Raw genomic sequence first — 19,497 nt, 5'->3', positions numbered from 1 at the left:
CCAAAACCTCACCTGCACACCACGCGGCAACCGCGCCCGAACCACCATCACAACCTCCGATCACAACCGGTGTTGCAACGACCCCATGAACCCAAGGGCCCTTGACGGAATCCGACGCCGCGAAGGGCACCTTCAGGGCGTCACCACGCCACGCGCCGCGAGGGGCGAGATCGCGGCGTCAGATTCCCCGAAGGCGACCTTCACGGACCCAGCCCCCGCGGCTCCACGCTTCCGCCACCCACCTCACCGGAATCGACGCGCGCGCATCATCACTGCGACCTTCAGGGCATGCGGGATCACAGGTCGAGGGTGATCTGGTGGGAGGTCAGCCAGCGGTTCAGCCAGAGCGCCATTTCGAGGCTGCCGCGGTCGTAGGGCCGCGAGACCGCGCCCACCGAGCCCGCCACCATCTTCCGCGCCCGCTCGCCGTCCAGCAGCGGCAGCACCGGGGCGTCGGAGTCGGCGAGGACGCCGGCCAGTTCGCGGCGCAGCGCCTGCTCGTACCCGGGGTCCTGGGTCGCGGGGTACGGCGTCTTCACCCTGTCCACGACGGACTTCGGCAGCAGATCCCGCGCGGCGGCGCGCAGCAGGCTCTTTTCCCTGCCGTCGAACGACTTCATCGACCACGGCGCGTTGAAGACGTACTCCACCAGCCGGTGGTCGCAGAACGGCACGCGCACCTCGAGGCCGACCGCCATGCTCATCCGGTCCTTGCGGTCCAGCAGGGTCTGCACGAACCGGGTCAGGTTCAGGTAGGTGACCTCCCGCATCCGCCGGTCGGCTTCACCTTCCCCGGCCAGCACCGGCACCTCGGCGAGTCCTTCGCGGTACCGCGCCGCGCGGCGGCCGGTGAGGTCGAGCTTCTGCACCAGGCCCTGGTCCAGCAGCCGGAGCCCGCCGAAGTACCGCGCGGACCCCGAGGTCAGCCATGGGAACGTGGCCGCGTTGAGCGCGCCGGGGTTCCGGAACCAGCGGTACCCGCCGAACAGTTCGTCGGCCGCTTCGCCCGACAGCGCGACCGTCGCGCGCTGCCGGATCGCCCGGAACAACAGGTAGAGCGAGGGCCACATGTCACCCCAGAACGCCGGGGGCGCGTCGGTCGCCCGGAGCACCGCGGCGCGCACGCCCTCGTCGGCCAGTTCGGCGGCCTCCAGCACGATTTCGGTGTGCTCGGCCCCGACGTGGGTCGCCAGGTCCCTGGCGAACGGCGCGTCCGGATCGGCGCGCACGGCATCCGGTTCGAACGAGGTGTGCGTGAAGTCCACGGAGAACGACCGCACCGGTTCGGCGAGCGACCGCGCGGCCAGCGCGGTGACCGTCGACGAGTCGAGACCGCCGGACAGCAGCGTGCACACCGGCACGTCGGAGACGAGCTGACCGGTCACCACCTCCTCGAGCACCCCGCGCACAGTGTCCACAGTGGTCGGCAGGTCATCGGTGTGCGGAAGCGCCCGGAGTGTCCAATAGGGACGCTTCACGAGACCGGTCTCGCGAACCGTGACAAGATGGCCCGGCCGCACCTCGGAAATCCCGCGGAAGACCGAGCGCTCCGGGGTCTTCACCATGTCCAGCACCTCGGCGAGGCCGTCGGCGTCCACCCTGGCCTGCACCACCGGATCGGCCAGCACCGCCTTCGGCTCGGAGCCGAACACCACCCCGTCCCCGGTGCGGGCGTAGAACAGCGGCTTCACACCCATCCGGTCCCTCGCCAGCAGCAGCTCGCTGGTGCGCTCGTCCCAGACGGCCAGCGCGAACATCCCGTCGAACCGCTCGACCGCGGCCGCGCCCCATTCGACGTAGGCCCGCAGCGCGACCTCGGTATCACTGCGCGTCCGGAACCGGTGCCCGCTCGCGACGAGCGACGCGCGAAGCTCGCGGAAGTTGTAGATCTCGCCGCAGAAGCTGATCGCGGCGACGACGCGCCCGTCCTCCTGGACGGTCATCGGCTGGGCGCCGCCGGCCGGGTCGATCACCGCCAGCCTGCGGTGCCCGAGCACCACCCGCTGCCGGGCCCACAGCCCTTCGGCGTCCGGGCCGCGGCACGACATCGTGTCCACCATCGCGCGCGCCGTGGCCAGTTCCCGTCTGAGGTCGCGCTCGTAGGAGACCTTGCCCGCGATGCCGCACACTACGCCGGCCGTCCCGCGGCGGCGTTGATCTCGTCGAGCAGCCTGCGCGGCGTCTTCGCCTCGCTGACCACGTCGTCGGGCAGCGTGATCGCCCTGTCCCGCTCGATCCGGCTGACGGTGTTGAACAGCGCCAGCGAGTCGTAGCCGAGCTCCTCGAACTCGGTGTCCAGTATCTGGCCGTCGAGATCGGCCGCCTCGTCCTCCCCCGCGCACTCGCGGAGCAGCAGGCGCAGATCGTCCACTGTGAACATCGTGTACTCCACGACCGGAGCACCTCCCTATTTCGTTACCACCAGAGCGGAGTTGAAACCACCGTGGCCGCGGGCGACCACGAGCGCGGTACTCAGCGGCCGTTCGCGCGGCTCACCGACGACGAGGTCGATCTCGTCGGAGTACTTCGGACGTCCGATGTGGACAGCGGGCGGCACCACCGAATGCCGCAGCGAAAGCAGCGCGGCGGCCACATCGAGCGCGGCGCCGCCGCCGAGCAGCCTGCCGGTCATCGTCTTGGGCGCGGCGACCGGCACCCCGCGGGGACCGAACGCCTCCGCCAGCATGTGCGCCTCCACCCGGTCGGCGGCGGGGTTCCCGCTCGCGTCCGCGAACACCACGTCCACTTCGGACGGTCGGGTCCCGGCCCTCGCCAGCGCCAGCTCGACGGCGCGGCGCAACCCCGGCTCCCGCCCCGACCCTGGACGCGGGTCGAAGGTGGCGGCGTAGCCGGTGATCCGGCCGTAGCCGTCGCCGACGCCACGACGTCGCGCCACCTCCGCGTCTTCCAGCGCCAGCAGCGCACCGCCTTCGCCGGGGACGAACCCCGTGGCGTCCTCGTCGAACGGCAGGTACGCCCTGCCCGGTTCGCTGGCGGTGCTGATCCGGCCCGACGAGATCTGGCACAGCCAGCCCCACGGGCACAGCGATCCGTCGACACCGCCCGCCAGCATCAGTTCGGCGCCGCCCGCGAGCTGTCCGCGCGCCTTCGCCAGCGCGTCGAGACCGCCCGCCTGCTCGGCGACCACCGTCGCGCCGGGACCGCGCAGGTTGTGCCGGATCGAGATCTGCCCGGTGTTCACCGGGTAGAACCAGGCGAACGACTGGTAGGCGCTGACGTACGCGCCGCCCCGGCGCCACAGGTTCTCCAGCTCGCGCTGCCCGAACTCGAACCCGCCACCCGACGCCGCCGTGACCACACCCGCCCGGAATCCGTCACCGAGTTCCGCGCCGGCGTCGGCGAGCGCCTCGTCGGCAGCGAGCAACGCCAGGCGCGTCATGTGGTCCGTCTGCGGCAGGAGCCTGCTCGGCAACGCGGCCGCCGCGTCCACGTCGACCTGTCCGGCGAGCTGCGCCGAGTAACCCGCCGGATCGAACCGGGTGATCCGCGCGATCCCGCTCTCCCCGCGCAGGGTCGCCGCCCAGTAGTCCGCGACGCCGACGCCGTTGGGCGCCACCACGCCGATCCCGGTCACTACCGGCGCCGTCATGCCAGGCGTCCCGGCTTCGTCAGCACGATCGCGCTCTGGAAGCCGCCGAACCCGCTGGCGACCGAGAGCACCACGTCGACCGGGTGCTCCCTCGCGGTGACGGGCACGTAGTCGAGATCGCACTCGGGGTCACGCTCGTGCAGGTTCGCGGTCGGCGGGATCACCGAATGCTCGATCGTCAGCGCGCTCGCCGCGACTTCGAGCGAGCAGATCGCGCCGAGCGAATGCCCGATCATCGACTTGATCGAGCTGACCGGCACCCGGTACGCGTGGTCGCCGAGGCTCCGCTTGTACGCCACCGTTTCGTGCCGGTCGTTCTGCTTCGTCGCCGAGCCGTGCGCGTTGACGTAGCCGACGTCCTGCGGCGCCACCCTGGCCCGGTCCAGTGCCGTGCTGATCGCGTCCGCCATCTCCAGCCCGTCCGAACGCAGCCCGGTCATGCTGTACGCGTTGCACCTGGACGCGTGCCCCGCGATCTCGGCGTAGACGTGCGCGCCACGGCGACGGGCGCGCTCGACCTCCTCGAGCACGAACACCGCGGCCCCCTCCCCGAGCGCGAAACCGTTGCGGCTGCGGTCGAACGGGCGTGACGCGGTGTCCGGTTCGTCATTGCGCGGCGTCGTCGCCTTGATCGCGTCGAAGCAGGCGACCGTGATCGGTGAGATCGCGGCGTCCGAAGCGCCCGCGATCATCACATCGGCGGAACCGTCCGCGATCAGATCGGTGGCGTGCGCGACGACGTCGATCCCGGAGGTGCAGCCGGTCGACACGATGCCGACCGGTCCCTCCGCCCCGGCGAGCCAAGCGATCTCGACGGCCATCGACGAGGGCAGGAAGTAGTCGTACAGGTAGGGCAGCGCGTGCGCCTCGTCGACGAGCCACGCGCGGCCTTCATCGCTAACCACGGCGTACTCGCGGTCGAGGCTCTGCGTCATCCCGCACGCGGAGCCGAGCATCACCCCGGTGCGTTCCGGGTCGGCGCCGTCGAGCACACCGCTGTCGCCGAACGCCTCCCGCGCCGCGACGACGGCGAACTGGGTCGTCCGGTCCCACTGGCGGATCTGCCGCTGGGTGAGCCCGGCCGCGGCCGGGTCGAAATCGCATTCGGCGGCGACCCTCGACCGGAACTGGCTCGCGTCGAAGAACGAAATCGCCCTGGTGGCGGTGCGCCCCGCGGTGAGCAGTTCCCAATACGGCTTCGTGCCGATGCCGCCGGGTGCGACGACACCGATCCCGGTCACCGCGACCCGGCGGGCTCCGTTCTGCGCTGAGGCTGTCACGGGGTGAAATGCTGCGCCGCGCCCGTCGAGCCGGGTTCGGCCACGATTCGACCGCGCCACGACTCGAAAACCGCTCGAAGCCGCGGCGACCGGGCTCGGTGAAGATCGGGCCGCACCGACGGAGGGCGGGTGGATGTCGAGCACCGTGGATCTCGAGGACGCGCCAGTGGCGCGGTGGGAGCTGTGCCCGCGCTGCCGGGCGGTGCTGCACCACCGGCGGCTCGCCCGGTCGTGGCGGACCTGCCCCGACTGCGGCGCCCACCTGCCGATGACCGCGGTGGAATGGGTGCGCACCCTGTTCGACGACGGCTCGGTCACCGTGGTCGAACACCGGGTACCGGACACCGACCCGCTGGAGTTCGTCGACGTCGTCCCCTACCGGGAGCGCCGGGAACGCGCACGTGAGCGAACCGGCCTGCACGAAGCCGTCGTCGTCGCCACCGGCACCGTCACGGGTACGCCGGTGACCTGCGCGGCGATGGACTTCCGGTTCCTCGGCGGCAGTCTCGGCGCCGCGGCGGGCGAACTGGTCACCGTCGCGGGCGAACGGGCGCTGGCGGCCAGTACGCCGCTGGTGATCGTGACCGCGTCCGGCGGCGCGCGGATGCAGGAGGGCGTGCTGTCCCTCATGCAGATGGCGAAGACCAGCCAGATGCTGCACCGGCTCGACGAAGCCGGGCTCCTCACGGTGTCGGTGATCGCCGACCCGACGTTCGGCGGTGTCGCCGCGTCCTACGCCACCGGCACCGACATCGTGATCGCCGAACCCGGCGCCAGGCTCGGCTTCGCGGGCCCGAGGGTGATCGAGCAGACCATCGGCCGTGCCCTGCCGTCGGGTTTCCAGACCGCGGAGTTCCTCGCCGGGCGCGGCCTCGTCGACCTGATCTGCCCGCGGGCCGAGCTGCGCGGCACGCTCGGACGGCTGCTCGGGCTGGCCACCGGCACCGTGGCGCCGGAGGACGGCTCCCCCGCCGCGCTCGTGACCGATCCCGGCGAGCTGCCCGACCGCGATCCGTGGGACGCCGTGCTCCGGGCACGCGACATCCGGCGCCCCACCACCGCCGACTACCTGGCCACGGCCTTCGACGAGTTCGTCGCCCTGCGCGGCGACCGGCTGTCGAAGGACTGCCCGGCGCTGCTCGGCGGCTTGGCCAGGCTCGGCGGCACACCGGTCGTGGCGCTGGGTACCCAGAAGGGGCACACCGCCGCCGAGCTCGCGGCAGCGAACTTCGGCTCGGCCTCGCCCGCGGGCTACCGCAAGTCCGCGCGCCTGATGCGCCTGGCCGCGAAGCTGGGCCTGCCCGTGGTGACCCTGATCGACACCCCCGGCGCACATCCCGGTCTCGAAGCCGAAGAGAACGGGCAGGCGCAGGCCATCTCCGACAACCTGCGCCTGCTGGCGAAGCTCCCGGTCCCGGTCGTTGCCGTGGTGACCGGCGAGGGCGGCAGCGGCGGCGCGCTCGCCCTCGCGCTCGCGGACCGCGTGCTGATGTGCGCCGACGCCGTGTATTCGGTGATCAGCCCCGAAGGCTGTGCCGCGATCCTGTGGCGCGACAAGGCCGCCGCGCCCGGTGCCGCGGCGGCACTCGGCCTCCACGCGAAGCGCCTGCTGCGGCTCGGCGTCGTCGACGGTGTGATCCCGGAACCCGAAGGCGGCGCGCACGCCGACCACCGTGCTGCCGCCGACCGGCTGCGTGCCGCCGTGTCGGCGGCGTTGGCACCGCTGACCCGGCTCACCGCCGCCGAACTGGCCGACCGGCGGCACGCGCGGTTCCGCCGCTTCGGCGCCCCATCCCACCAGGAAAGGACGCTCCACAATGGACAACCACAATGCGGTGCGGAGTGACCGCGCGCTGGTGGACGAGCTCGGCGACGCCTGGCTGATCGCCCCCAGCACCGAACCCACCGTGCGCGATCTGCTCGTCGAGGCCACGCACACCGTCCGGGAACTGCTGGCCACGCACGGCAGGCCGCCGTCCTCGATGACCGTGCGCGCGGGCGGGATCGCCATCGAACTGGCCTGGGACGGCCCGCAGACCATCGCGGAACGGCCCGTCGCGACCGCGGAGCCGGTTGCCGCGCCGGTGAAGCACCACATCGGCGCGCCCACCGTCGGCGTGTTCTACCGCGCGCCCGCACCGGGTGCCGAACCGTTCGTCGCGGTCGGTGACACGGTCAAGGCCGGCCAGCAGGTGGGTGTGCTCGAAGTGATGAAGCTGATGGTCCCGGTGGAAGCCGGCCAAGGCGGCACCATCGTGGCGGTGCTACGGACCGACGGTGAACAGGTGGAGTTCGACGAGCCCCTGTTCGAACTGGCCCCGATCACGTCATGACGGACGGCTTCTCCACGGTCCTCGTCGCGAACCGAGGCGAGATCGCCGTCCGCGTCGCGCGAGCCTGCCGGGAAATGGGCATCAGGGTGATCGGCGTGCGCTCCAGCGCGGATCCCGAGCCCGCCGTCGCCAGGCTCGCGGACCGCGTCGTGCACATCGGGCCCGCCGCGCCCAAGCGAAGCTACCTCAACGGTTCCGCCGTCATCCAGGCCGCGCTGATGACCGGGGCGGAAGCCATCCACCCCGGGTACGGGTTCCTCTCCGAGGACGCCGACTTCGCCGCCGCGTGCGCGGAAAGCGGGCTGGTCTTCATCGGCCCGCGACCGGACGTGCTCCACCGGCTCGGCGACAAGGCGCTCGCGCGCACCGCGATGGCGGCGGCCGGGGTGCCGTTGCTGCCCGGTTCCATCGAGCCCGCACGCGATCTCGTGGACGCGAAGCGGATCGCCGACGACATCGGGTACCCCGCGGTGATCAAGGCGGTCGCGGGCGGCGGCGGGCGCGGCATCACGGTGGTGCGCACGGCGGCCGAGTTCGCCGAAGCGTTCCGCGCCACCACGACCGAGGCGCAGATCCTCTTCGGCGACGGGCGCGTGTACGTCGAGCGGTACCTGCCGGACGCGCGGCACGTCGAGGTGCAGGTGCTGTGCGACCGTTACGGCAACGCGGTGCACCTCGGCGAACGCGACTGCACCACGCAGCGCAGGCACCAGAAGCTGATCGAAGAAACCCCGGCACCCGGCCTGCCCCGCGAACTGCTCGACCGGATGAGCGAAGCCGCCGTGCGCGGGGTGCTCGCGGTCGGGTACGAGGGCGCCGGCACCGTCGAGTTCCTCGTCGATTCCGCGCACGAATTCCACTTCCTCGAAGTGAACTGCCGGATCCAGGTGGAGCACCCGGTCACCGAGATGGTCACCGGCATCGACCTCGTCCGGCAGCAGCTGCACATCGCCGCGGGCGGCAAGCTCCCCTTCACCCAGCGGGACATCCGGCCGCGTGGCGCCGCCATCGAATGCCGCATCAACGCCGAGGACCCCGACCGCGACTTCGCGCCCGCGCCGGGCGTGCTGAGGGAGTTCAGCCCGCCGACCGGACCGTTCGTCCGGCTCGACACCCACGTCTACCCCGGCTACCGCATCCCGGCGGCGTACGACTCGCTGATCGCGAAGCTCATCGTCTGGGGCGCGGACCGCGAAACCGCGTTGAAGCGGGCCATGTTCGCCTTGGACGAGTTCCGCATTTCCGGTGACGGGGTCAAGACGACGGTCGGCTACCTCGCCGCCGTACTCGCCGATCCCGCGTTTTCCGCGCAGACCGGGGATCTCGGCGTATCGAGATGACCGGGTCGCCCCGCGTCGGCCGGGTGCGGAGGCATGTGCGCGGTCCCTGAAGGCCGTCGTCCGGGACTCTGACGCCGCATTCTCGACCGTCGCGGGCATGCGGCATGACGGCGCTCATGCCCTGGAGGCGACCTTCGTGGCGTTGAATGCCGTGAGGGGCGCCTCCAGGACATGCACCCTGGGCCAGAGCACGCCCAAGAAGGCCACGTCCGCGGCATTCACGTCTATGCGGATCCCCTTTCGGGGCACGCGGTCAGTTGAAGATGACCGTGCGGTTCCCGTTGAGCAGCACGCGGTTCTGGCAGTGCCAGGTGACCGCGCGGGCGAGCGCGAGCCGTTCGGCGTCCCTGCCGACGGCCACCAGGTCCTCCGGCGAGCGCCGGTGGTCGACGCGGATCACCTCCTGTTCGATGATCGGCCCCTCGTCGAGATCGGGTGTCACGTAGTGCGCGGTGGCGCCGACGAGTTTCACCCCGCGTTCGTAGGCCTGGTGGTACGGGCGAGCACCGGCGAAACTCGGCAGGAACGAGTGGTGGATGTTGATCGCCCTGCCTTCGAGCCGCTTGCACAGGCCGTCCGAGAGCACCTGCATGTACCTCGCGAGCACGACGAGATCGATCCGGTGTTCGTCCACGAGGTCGAGCAGGCGGGCTTCGGCGGCGGGCTTGGTGTCCTTGGTGACCGGCACGTGTTCGAACCGGACACCCGCGGCGTCCGCCATCGGCCGGAGCGTGTCGTGATTGGACACCACGAGCGCGATGTCGGCCCCGAGGCTGCCGCTTCGCCAGCGGTACAACAGGTCCGACAGGCAGTGGTCGAACTTGGACACCATCACCAGCAGCCTCGGCCGCACCGACATGTCGTGCAGGCGCCAGCTCATCCCGAACGCCCGCGCCGTCGCGCCGAAGTGCTCGGCGAACCCTTCCTCGGTGAGCGGCGCGAGCGGCTGGAAGCTCGTGCGCAGGAAGACCCTGCCGGACAGGGGGTCGTCGAACTGCTGGTGCTCGGTGATGTCGCAGCCCAGCTCCACCAGCACCGAGCTGACCGAGTGCACGATGCCGGGGCGCTCCGGGCAGGCCAGGGTGAGCACGAACGGATCGCTCACGACTCCCCCACGTATTCGGTGGCGGCATCGACCAGCCACGCCGCGAGGTAGCCCGCGAAGGACGATCGCACCAGCACCGTGAAGGCGTCACCACCGCGTGCCACGAGCACCACGCCCGCCCTCGCCAGCAGCGTTTGGACGCAGGTGCCCGGCGGTGAGCTGAGCGGATGCAGGTCGACGGCGCACCCGTGCGCCAGCACGTCGCGGGCGTGCGGGCCGGACAGGTCCACCGTGGTCCGCTGCGCGGAAGTGTCCACGGCGGACCGGCACAGACCGTCCACAAGCGACAACAGGGCCGATTCGGTTCCCGGTGCGCCGAGCACCAGGTACTCGTCCGGGCCGAGCCACAGCACGTCGAGACCAGCGCCCGCGGTCGCGGTGCACGGGCGCTCCGGTAACGGGCACCCGAGCGCGGTCGAGACCGCCGAGTGCTGTCCGGGGGCGACGCGGAGCGTGAGCTGGGCCAGGAACGGCCGCTCCGCCAGCACCACCGCGGGCTCCAGCGCGGCGAACCGCGGCGCCCAGTCCTCCAGCGGGCTGTGCCGCACCAGCGTGCTAACCGTCACGGCGGGCTCCTTCCTTGTCGTACAGCACGGGTTCGGTCACCGTCACCGCGACCAGGCGATCGCCGACGGGCACCCGGAGCGTCTCGCCGACGCGGTCACGGCCGCCGCGGACGAGCGCCAGCGCGAACGTCGTCCCGAGCGCGGCGCTGTGGTAGCTCGACGTGATGTGGCCGAGCATCGGCACCGGCGGTTCTGGAAGCTGTTCGACGGCGACGAGGTGCGCGCCCTCCGGCAGCTCGGCGGACGGATCCGAGGGCAACAGCCCCACGAGCTGTTTCCGGTCGGGACGAACGTTTTCCGCGCGGGAGAACGATCGCTTGCCGATGAAGTCGGGCTTCTTCTTCGACACCGCCCACGCCATGCCGAGATCGTGCGGGGTAACGGTGCCGTCGGTGTCCTGCCCGATGATCGGGTACCCCTTCTCCGCGCGAAGGACGTGCATGGTTTCCGTGCCGTACGGGGTGATCCCGTACGGTTCACCCGCGGCGAGCAGCGCCTCCCACACCACCGGGCCGTCCCACGCGCACACGTTCACCTCGTAGGCCAGTTCACCGGAGAAGCTGATCCGGCACACCCGCGCGGCCACACCGGCGATCGTGGTGTCACGCCAGGTCATGAACCCGAAGGCTTCGTTCGACACGTCGAGACCGGGTGCGACGGCACCGAGCACGTCACGCGACTTCGGCCCTGCCAACGGGATCGTGACCCACTGCTCGGTGACCGAGGTCAGCGTCACCCGCAGGTGCGGCCACTCGGTCTGCAACCACTCTTCGAGCCATTCGAGCACCATCGCCGCGTTACCGGTGGTCGTGGTGATCAGGAACCGGTCCTCGGCGATCCTCGCGACCGTCCCGTCGTCGAGCACCATGCCGTCGATCCCGCACATCACGCCGTAGCGCACGAACCCGACCTTGAGCGTGGCCATCATGTTGGTGTAGACGAGGTTGAGGAACGCGGCCGCGTCGGGACCGACGACGTCGATCTTGCCCAGCGTGGAGCCGTCCATGAGCGCGACGCCGGTACGCGCCGCCACGCATTCGCGGCGCACCGCGGCGGCCATGTCCTCGCCGTCGGCCGGGTAGTACCACGGCCGCTTCCACTGGCCGACGTCCTCGAACTCCGCACCCGCCGCGACGTGCCACGAGTGCAGCGCGGTCACCCGGACCGGGTCGTGCAGTTCCCCTCGGTCGCGCCCGGCGAGCGCGGCGAAGGACACCGGCACGTACGGGGGCCGGAACGTGGTGGTCCCGGTGTCCGCGAGGTGGCCGCCGAGCGCCTCCGCGATCACCCCCGACGCGGGCACACCCGAGGTGCGGCCCTGGTCGTGCGCGGTGCCGATGGTGGTGTACCGCTTGACGTGCTCGACCGACCGCAGGCCGGCGCCGGTCGCGCGCAGGATGTCGGACACGGTGGCGTCGCGCTGCAGGTCGACGTACCGGGTGTCCGGCCCGGCGGGATCGGCAGCGGGGACGGACCACAGCTCGCCCGTCGGCAGTTCGCGGCGGATCGGTGCCGAATCGGGCAACGCGGCGTCGGCCGCCGAGCAGAACCCGAGATCGACGGCCGCGTCACGGCCGGCGAGCAGGCACTCCCCCGTTTCCAGCACCCCGGCGGCCGAGCCGGCCACCCGCATGCCCGGCACCGTCCCGCCCGGCACGAACGCGCCCAGCTCGTCGGAGTACGCGAGCGGGCCGCGGGCCTGGCTGAACAGGTTCACCACCGGCGTCCAGCCGCCGGAGACCAGTACGAGGTCGCAGTCCTGCTCGGTCGCGCCGCCACCGGCACCGGGCGCGATCCGGACACCGGTGACCCGGTCCGCACCGAGGGTCTCGGTGACGACGTGCTCCGCCCGTACGTCGATTCCCCTTGCCGCGCAGGCGAGTGCGAGCGATCGGGGCACGGCCGGACGACCGTCCACAATGACCGATATCCGCATGCCCGCGTCGGCGAGTTCCAGCGCCGCCGCGTATGCGCTGTCGTCGATGGTGAACACCACCGCGCGATCGCCCGCGCGGACGCCGTACCGGTGCAGGTAGGTGCGCGCGGCACCGGCCAGCAGCACGCCCGGCCGGTCGTTCCCGGTGAACACGAGCGGCCGTTCGTGGGCGCCGGTGGCGACGATCGTGGTGCTGGCCCTGATCCGCCAGACCCGGTGCCGCGCCACCGACGGCGGCGGGTCGGTGAGGTGATCGGTCCTGCGCTGCACCGCGAGCGTGAACCCGTCGTCGTAGCACCCGAACGCGGTCGTCCTGGTGAGCACCGTCGTGCCCGGCCCGGCCAGATCGTCCACAACGGATCGTGCCCAGTCCGCGCCGGTGCGCCCGTCCACGCTCTCCGGCGAACCGAGCAGGGAACCACCGGGCACCGCCTGGTCGTCGACCAGGATCACGCGGGCGCCGGAGAGGGTGGCTGCCTGCGCGGCGAGCAGGCCTGCCGGGCCCGCCCCGATCACCAGCAGGTCGCAGTGCGCGTGCTTGGCGTCGTAGCGCGCGAGATCGGGCGAGGGCGGCAGCGCGCCGCGGCCCGCGAGCCCGTTCGCGACGAGCCCGTCGCACAGTTCGACGGCGGTCGCCTGGCGCATCGGCTCCTGGTACGGCCGCCGCACGCCGACCAGCGCGCTGGCCTCCTCGACACCCGCCGACATGATGCCGCGGGGCCTGCCGTGCGCGATGCTCGTGGCCACGCAGTGCACGCCGTTGGCCAGCAGGGCGGAGGCGAGCGTGTCACCGGGATGACCGGTGTAGTCGGTGCCGTCGAAGGTGAACCGCAGTGCGGCGCTCCGGTCGACGAGGCCACGGGCCGGGATCCTCATGACGCCGCCTCCCCGATCCGGTAGACGGAACGGAACTCGTAGGTCACGGTGTCGCGCACCGCGTTGAACCAGCGGCGGCAGCCGGCGGTGTGCGCCCAGCGCTCCGCGAACGGGCCGACCGGGTTGTCCCGGTAGAACACGAACTCGGCCCAGTCCTCATCGGACAGTGCGGCCGGGTCGTCGGGGTAGGCGACGTGCGCCTGCCCGCCGTAGTGGAATTCGGTTTCCTCGCGCGGGCCGCACCAGGGGCACGGAACGAGTTGCATGGGAAGCTCCCGGGTTCTGTTCCAGTAAGTGGCGGAGCCGCTTGCAGTGGGCCGTCGGCTTGCACCGCCACCCGCACCGCCACGCAGACCGCTTTCACAACACTTCCTAGTGGGCCACGGCGGCGGCGCCGTGTTCGTCCACGAGGGCACCGGTGGTGAACCGTTCAAGGGTGAACGGAGCGTTGTACGGGTGGGGGCGGTCGTTGGCGATCGTGTGGGCGAAGCAGCTGCCGACCCCCGGCGTTGCCTTGAACCCGCCGGTTCCCCAGCCGCAGTTGAGGTACAGACCGTCCACAGGGGACAGTCCCATGATGGGTGACGCGTCCGGGCTGACGTCGACGATCCCGGCCCAGGTGCGCAGCAGGTGCGCGCGGGCGAAGATCGGGAACAGCTCCAGCGCCGCCGACATCTGGCGTTCGATGATGTGGAACGCGCCGCGCCTGCCGTAGCCGGTGTACCCGTCGACACCGGCCCCCATCACCAGTTCTCCCTTGTGCGCCTGGGAAACGTAGACGTGCACGGCGTTCGACATCACCACCGTCGGGTGCACCGGTTCGAGCAGCTCGGACACCAGCGCCTGCAACGGGTGCGACTGCAGCGGCAACCGGAACCCGGCCCGCTCGGCGAGCGCGGAGGTGTGGCCTGCCGCGCACAGGGCGACGCGTCCCGCGGCGATGCGGCCACGGGAGGTCCGCACACCGGTGACCTTCCCGTCGCTGACGTCGAAGCCGGTCACCTCGCAGTTCTGGATCAGGTCGACGCCGAGATCGCTCGCGGCGCGCGCGTACCCCCACGCCACGTAGTCGTGCTTGGCGATACCGGCCCTCGGCTGGTAGGTGGCGCCGAGCACCGGGTACCTGACCTCGGGCGAGGTGTTGACGATCGGGCAGACCTCGGCCACCTGCGCCGGGTCGAGCCACTCGGCGTCGATGCCGTTGAGCCGGTTCGCGTTGACCCGGCGGACGCTGTCGCGCACGTCCTGCAGGCTGTGCGCGAGGTTCAGCACGCCGCGCTGGCTGAACAGGATCGGGTACCCGAGCTCCTCTTCGAGACCCTCCCACAGCTTCAGTGCGTGCTCGTAGATGCCCGAACTCTCGTCCCAAAGGTAGTTCGAGCGGATGATGCAGGTGTTGCGGGCCATGTTCCCGCCGGCGAGCCAGCCCTTCTCCAGCACCGCCACGTTCGTGATGCCGTGGTGGCGCGCGAGGTGGTAGGCGGTCGCCAGCCCGTGACCACCCCCACCGACGATCACCACGTCGTAGGACCGCCGCGGCTCCGGGTCGCGCCAGAGCCGGTCCGGGTGGTCGGGGAGATCAGGTGAGCGCATACCGGGGCCCCAATCTGGTCACCAGCTAGCAGACGACTGATATATCAGTTGTTGGGCTACGCTACGTCCCATGAGTGACCCGGTCAAGACCCCGGCGCCCCGCTCGCTCGCCGAGCGCGCCTACCTCGCGATCCGCGATCAGCTCGTGATGCTCGACATCGCACCGGGCGAACCCCTCAACGAGGACGCGCTCGCCCGCGGCCTCGAAGTCGGCCGCACACCTGTCCGCGAGGCGCTCAAACGCCTGGAGAGCGAGCGCCTCGTCGCGGTCTTCCCCCGCCGGGGCACGTTCGCCACCGACGTCAACATCGCCGATCTCGGCCACATCTTCGAAGTGCGGCACACCCTCGAACCGATGGCGGCGGCAATGGCAGCCGAGCGCGCGACCGCCGTCGAGCGCGAACTGCTGGCCGCACTGCTCGAAAAGCTCGGCGGCGACGTCGAACGCACGCCGTCCGACGCCCTCATGCGGCTCGACCTCGACGTGCACCGCGCGATCTACCGCAGCACCGGCAACCCGTTCCTCGAAGACACCCTGATCCGCTACGACAACCTCGCCACCCGGATCTGGTGCGTGTTCCTGCCGCGGCTGAAGGCCATGGCCGGGCATATCGCCGAACACCGCTTCCTGCTCCAGGCCGTGCTCGACGGCGACGAGGACGCGGCGAGGCGTACCGCCGCGAGCCACGTCAAGGACTTCGAAACCGCCATCCGCGCGGTGCTCTGACCCCCGTGCCCGAGCAGGATCGCGGAGATCGCTCGTTCATCGTATTCACAAATGTGTGAATCGTTTGTAGTGTGTGAAGATCCGGCCACGAGCCGGGCACCACCACGGAGGGGATCCCATGTCCAGCGCACCGGTCGACCTCGCGAGCCCGTCGATGATCGCGGACCCGTTCGCGGAGTTCTCGCGCATCCGCGAACTCGGCCCGCTCGTCGACGCCGAACTGCCCGGCGTCGGCACGGTCCGGCTCGTCACCCGCTACGAAGACGTCAAGTCGGTACTCAGCGACACCCGGTTCGTGGTCAACGTGGCCAACGTGCCGGGCGGCGAGGTGGAGGACCTCACCACGCAGAGCCTGCGCGCCCGCAACTTCCCGCCGGAGTACGACCGCTACCTCCTGGCCAGCATCCTCGACGCCGACGGCGCGGACCACACCCGCCTGCGGCGGCTGGTCTCCCGCGCGTTCACCGTGCGCCGGATCGCGGACCTCCGGCCACGGGTGGCGGAACTGACCGAGCAGCTCCTGGACCGGATGGAAGCCGCGGCGGACGGCGGCGAGGCCGATCTCCTGGCCGAGTTCGCCTACCCGCTGCCGATCACGGTGATCTGCGAACTGGTCGGCATCCCGGAAGCGGACCGCTCGCACTGGCGTGACTGGTCCTCCGCGATGGCGTCCCCGACGGGCGAGGGCGCCGGTGAAGCCATGCGTGAGATCGTCGGCTACTGCAAGGACCTCATCGAACGCCGCCGCGGCGAACCCGCCGACGACCTCACCTCGGCACTCGTCGAAGCCCAGGGCAACGACCAGCTCAGCGAGGACGAACTGATCACGTTCATCCTCGCGCTGGTACTGGCCGGGCACGAAACGACGGCGAACCTCATCGCGAACGGCACCTTCGCCCTGCTCACGCACCCTGACCAGTTCGCACTGCTGCGGGAGAACCCCGAGCTGGCGCCGCGGGCGACCCAGGAACTGCTCCGGTACTGCAGCCCGATCCTCGGCACCAAGATGCGCTACGCCACCGAGGACGTCGAACTGGCGGGCGAGCTGATCCGCAAGGGCGAGGCAGTGATGGCCGTGCCCGCGGGCGCCAACCACGACCCGCGGCGGTTCCCGGAACCCGGCAAGCTCGACATCACCAGGGAGAGCGACGGGCCGAGGGAAACGCATGTCGCCTTCTCGCACGGCATCCACTACTGCCTCGGCGCCGCGCTGGCCCGCCAGGAAGGGGAAGTCGCGTTCGCGGCGCTCACCCGCCGCTACCCCGGTCTCCGGTTGGCCGTGGCGCCGGAGGACGTGGAGCGGCCCGACATCCCGACCGTCTGGCGGCTGACCGCGCTGCCGGTCCGGTTGCGCTAGCGGCGGCACCCACGACGGCCCGGCCCGGGCCGTGGCCGGATACTCGCGGCGTGCGGTTCGGCATCCTCGGCCCGACGGAGATCCGGTCCACCACGGGCGAGCCGGTGCCGCCAGGTGGGCCTGGCCTGCGCGCCCTGCTGGCCCTGCTCCTGCTCGACGCGGGCCGCGTCGTCGGGCACGAACGGATCCTCGACGGCCTCTACCGCGAGCCGGGGCAGGCGAACGCGCTGCAGTCGCAGGTGTCGCGGCTGCGCCGGATCGTGCCAGGGCTCGTCGAGTACCACCCCGCCGGATACCGCATCGCGGCCGATCCGGACGACGTCGACGCACACCGCTTCACCCGGCTCGCGAACGACGGGAACCGCGCGCTCGCGAGCGACCCGGCACTCGCCGCTCGCCTGCTGGCCGAAGCGCTCGGCCTCTGGCGGGGCGACGCGCTGTCCGACGTCCTCGACGCGCCGTTCGCCGCCGATGCGGCCGCGCGGTTCGCCGACCTGCGGCTCGGCGCGATGGAGGATCTCGCGGAAGCCCGTCTGATGGCGGGCGAAACCCGCGGTGTCGTCGACGCGCTCGACCCGCTCGTCGAAGGCCATCCGCTGCGGGAGCGGTCCCACGCACTGCTCATGCGCGCGCTGCACGGCTCCGGCAGGCAGGCCGACGCGCTCGCGGTGTTCGACCGGATCCGGCGGCGCCTTGCCGTCGAACTCGGCACCGACCCCTCCCCAGAACTCACCGACGTGCACCTCGCGATCCTGCGGGCGGCGCCGTCGGCGACCGCGCCACCGGCGCCGTTCACGAGCTTCGTCGGCCGGGACGACGACGTCCAACGCGTCGGCAAGCTGCTCGGCGAATCGCGGCTGGTCACCGTGACCGGACCGGGTGGCAGCGGGAAGACCCGGCTGGCGGTCGAAGTCGCACGCCAGCGGGACAGCTGCTTCGCCGATTTGTCCACAGTGGACGAATCAGGGGTGGTGCACGCGGTGCTCGCCGCGGTCGGGGCGAGGGACTCCGGGCTGCTGCCGGGCAGGGGCGCGCCGGAGGCGGAGACGGCACTCGTCTCGGCACTCGCGGACGGCGGCCCGTTGCTCGTGCTGGACAACTGCGAGCACGTCGTCGACGCGACGGCGAGGCTGGCGAAACTGATCCTGACCCGCTGCCCGCGCGCGCGGCTGCTCACCACGAGCAGGGAAGCGCTCGGCATCACCGGGGAATCGCTGCACGTCCTCCCTCCCCTCCCGGTGCCCTCCCCCGGTGCCGAGCGCGCCGAGGCGCTCGCGAGCCCCGCCGTGCGCCTGTTCGTCGACCGCGCCGCCGCCGTGCGACCGGGATTCGACCCCGGCGAGCGCGCGATCGAATTGGTCGCCCGGATCTGCCTCCTGCTCGACGGCCTTCCGCTGGCGATCGAACTGGCCGCCGCGCGGCTGCGCGCACTGCCCCTCGACGAGGTCGCCGACCGGATCGGCGACCGCTTCCGGCTGCTGTCCCAAGGCGATCGCACGGCGACCCCACGCCACCGGACCCTGCACGCGGTCGTCGAGTGGAGCTGGCGGTTGCTCACCGACGAGGAGCGGAGCCTCGCACGGCGGCTGACGGTGTTCACCGACGGCGCCACCCTCGGCGCCGCGGCCGCAGTCTGCGGGACGGCCGACGTACTGCCCTCGCTGGTCATGAAGTCCTTTGTGGAGCTTCGCGACGGGCGCTACCGCATGTTGGAGACCATCCGCGCGTTCGCCGCCGAACGGCTCGTCGAAGCGGGCGAACGAGATCGGCTTCGCGAAGCGCACGCACGGTACTTCCTCGAACTCGCCGAAACGGCCGACCCCCGCTTGCGCGCGTCGGACCAGCTCATCTGGCTGGCGCGGCTGAAGGCCGAACACGGCAACCTGCACGCGGCGTTCCGGCACGCCGTGACCGGTGCCGACATCGCGACGGGTTTCCGTTTCGCCGGCGCGCTTTCCTGGTACTGGTGGCTCTCCGGCAGGCGCGACGAAGGCAGGCACCTCACCGCGCGGCTGCTCGGTGAAGGACCGTTGCCGGGGCTCGCCGAGGAGTACCTCCTCTGCGTGGTGAACGCCGATTCGGATGATCCCGCCGCGTTCCGGCTCGCCGAGTCGATCCTCACCGAGCCGGGGCTGCGGCTCCGGCGGCCGCAGGCGCTGTTCCTGTTCCGGATGGCGGGGAACCCCGGCGACGAAGTGCCGTCCGGCCTGCTCGGCGACGACGCGTGGCCGTCCGCGCTCCGCGAGCTCGGCACGGGTCACCGCGCGCTGTTCCGCGGCCGGGCGCGCGCGGCGGAAACGGCGTTCCGGCGCGCGCTCGACGGCTTCCGGTCGATCGGCGACCGCTGGGGTGCCGCCAACGCGCTGGACCGGCTCGCCGAACTCGCGCGCTGGTGGGGCGCGCACGAAGAAGCGGCCGAACTGACCGGCGAAGCACTGGCCGTGCTCGCCGAACTCGGCGCCGTGCGCGACACCGCGGACCTGCTGTGCCGTCGCGCCTACGGGGTCATCTGCGCCGGTGGCGATCTCGCCGCCGCGCACGCCGACTACGAACGCGCCGTCGAACTCGCGCGGACGAGCGGCGGCTCGGACACCGTCGCGCGGGCGCAGTGCGGGCTCGGCGAAATCGCCCGCCTGCGCGGCGACGTCCTCGCCGCCCGCCACCTGTTCGAATTGGCGCTCGGCGGCTCGGACGACACGCGCGCGCGAGCGAAAGCGGGGCTGTCGCTGCTCACCGAGGCCAATCCTGCGGGGTAAGCAGCACGCGGTCGCTCC

Annotated in this window: 15 protein-coding genes; 6 read left to right on the top strand and 9 right to left on the bottom strand. The window is 71.6% G+C overall.

The window, feature by feature from the left end; translation table 11 throughout:
• Window positions 1–296: 296 nt before the first annotated feature.
• From asnB to ABD256_RS25780, 4 genes are read right to left on the bottom strand one after another with little or no spacing between them, the layout of a single operon-like run.
• The gene (gene asnB, locus ABD256_RS25795) at window positions 297–2,129 is read right to left on the bottom strand and encodes an asparagine synthase (glutamine-hydrolyzing) (RefSeq protein ID WP_344424016.1); all 1,833 of its coding nucleotides are present in this window, start codon (window positions 2,127–2,129) and stop codon (window positions 297–299) included.
• Window positions 2,129–2,392: an acyl carrier protein gene (locus ABD256_RS25790; RefSeq protein ID WP_344424013.1), complete on the bottom strand. Its 264-nt coding sequence runs from the start codon at window positions 2,390–2,392 to the stop codon at window positions 2,129–2,131. The genes asnB and ABD256_RS25790 overlap by 1 nt, the downstream gene beginning before the upstream one ends.
• Before the next feature lie 15 nt (window positions 2,393–2,407).
• Entirely contained in the window at window positions 2,408–3,610 is a 1,203-nt protein-coding gene (locus tag ABD256_RS25785) for a ketosynthase chain-length factor (protein ID WP_344424010.1), read from the bottom strand.
• The gene (locus tag ABD256_RS25780; protein ID WP_344424006.1) at window positions 3,607–4,890 is read right to left on the bottom strand and encodes a beta-ketoacyl-[acyl-carrier-protein] synthase family protein; all 1,284 of its coding nucleotides are present in this window, start codon (window positions 4,888–4,890) and stop codon (window positions 3,607–3,609) included. The genes ABD256_RS25785 and ABD256_RS25780 overlap by 4 nt, the downstream gene beginning before the upstream one ends.
• Window positions 4,891–5,023: 133 nt before the next feature.
• Here ABD256_RS25780 and accA point away from each other — a divergent pair, with 133 nt between their 5' ends.
• The 3 genes from accA to ABD256_RS25765 are packed head-to-tail and all read left to right on the top strand — an operon-like array spanning window position 5,024 to window position 8,563.
• Window positions 5,024–6,736, top strand: a complete 1,713-nt coding sequence (accA, locus tag ABD256_RS25775; protein ID WP_344424003.1) for a carboxyltransferase subunit alpha — start codon at window positions 5,024–5,026, stop codon at window positions 6,734–6,736.
• Window positions 6,708–7,223: an acetyl-CoA carboxylase biotin carboxyl carrier protein gene (locus tag ABD256_RS25770; protein WP_344424001.1), complete on the top strand. Its 516-nt coding sequence runs from the start codon at window positions 6,708–6,710 to the stop codon at window positions 7,221–7,223. Before accA ends, ABD256_RS25770 begins: the two co-directional genes overlap by 29 nt.
• Window positions 7,220–8,563, top strand: coding sequence for an acetyl-CoA carboxylase biotin carboxylase subunit (locus ABD256_RS25765; RefSeq protein WP_344423998.1), 1,344 nt, complete (start codon window positions 7,220–7,222; stop codon window positions 8,561–8,563). Before ABD256_RS25770 ends, ABD256_RS25765 begins: the two co-directional genes overlap by 4 nt.
• Before the next feature lie 253 nt (window positions 8,564–8,816).
• On the opposite strand, the gene purU is transcribed toward ABD256_RS25765, so the two are convergent.
• The 5 genes from purU to ABD256_RS25740 form a co-directional block, all read right to left on the bottom strand.
• Window positions 8,817–9,668 carry a formyltetrahydrofolate deformylase gene (gene purU / locus ABD256_RS25760; protein WP_344423995.1) on the bottom strand — a complete coding sequence of 284 codons (852 nt, stop codon included), beginning with the start codon at window positions 9,666–9,668 and terminating at the stop codon, window positions 8,817–8,819.
• Window positions 9,665–10,234 (bottom strand): sarcosine oxidase subunit gamma, encoded by a 570-nt coding sequence (locus ABD256_RS25755; protein ID WP_344423992.1) that lies wholly within the window; start codon window positions 10,232–10,234, stop codon window positions 9,665–9,667. The genes purU and ABD256_RS25755 overlap by 4 nt, the downstream gene beginning before the upstream one ends.
• On the bottom strand, window positions 10,224–13,046 hold the full coding sequence (locus tag ABD256_RS25750) for a 2Fe-2S iron-sulfur cluster-binding protein (protein ID WP_344423989.1): 2,823 nt from the start codon (window positions 13,044–13,046) through the stop codon (window positions 10,224–10,226). Before ABD256_RS25750 ends, ABD256_RS25755 begins: the two co-directional genes overlap by 11 nt.
• A complete protein-coding gene (locus ABD256_RS25745; protein WP_344423986.1) occupies window positions 13,043–13,312 on the bottom strand; it encodes a sarcosine oxidase subunit delta in 270 nt (89 codons plus the stop codon). The genes ABD256_RS25750 and ABD256_RS25745 overlap by 4 nt, the downstream gene beginning before the upstream one ends.
• A gap of 106 nt (window positions 13,313–13,418) precedes the next feature.
• On the bottom strand, window positions 13,419–14,639 hold the full coding sequence (locus tag ABD256_RS25740) for a sarcosine oxidase subunit beta family protein (RefSeq protein WP_344423983.1): 1,221 nt from the start codon (window positions 14,637–14,639) through the stop codon (window positions 13,419–13,421).
• A gap of 70 nt (window positions 14,640–14,709) precedes the next feature.
• Here ABD256_RS25740 and ABD256_RS25735 point away from each other — a divergent pair, with 70 nt between their 5' ends.
• The 3 genes from ABD256_RS25735 to ABD256_RS25725 all read left to right on the top strand — a co-directional run bounded on the left by ABD256_RS25735 (window position 14,710) and on the right by ABD256_RS25725 (window position 19,479).
• Window positions 14,710–15,366 carry a GntR family transcriptional regulator gene (locus tag ABD256_RS25735; RefSeq protein WP_344423980.1) on the top strand — a complete coding sequence of 219 codons (657 nt, stop codon included), beginning with the start codon at window positions 14,710–14,712 and terminating at the stop codon, window positions 15,364–15,366.
• A gap of 118 nt (window positions 15,367–15,484) precedes the next feature.
• Window positions 15,485–16,723, top strand: a complete 1,239-nt coding sequence (locus tag ABD256_RS25730; protein WP_344423977.1) for a cytochrome P450 family protein — start codon at window positions 15,485–15,487, stop codon at window positions 16,721–16,723.
• A gap of 50 nt (window positions 16,724–16,773) precedes the next feature.
• Entirely contained in the window at window positions 16,774–19,479 is a 2,706-nt protein-coding gene (locus tag ABD256_RS25725) for an ATP-binding protein (protein WP_344423974.1), read from the top strand.
• The last annotated feature ends 18 nt before the right edge of the window (window positions 19,480–19,497 follow it).

Source organism: Amycolatopsis minnesotensis (assembly GCF_039529815.1).
In the GTDB taxonomy this organism is placed as follows: Bacteria; Actinomycetota; Actinomycetes; order Mycobacteriales; family Pseudonocardiaceae; genus Amycolatopsis; species Amycolatopsis minnesotensis.
The sequence above is the reverse complement of the archived record's forward strand: the minus strand, read 5'-3'. Positions and strand labels throughout refer to the sequence as shown.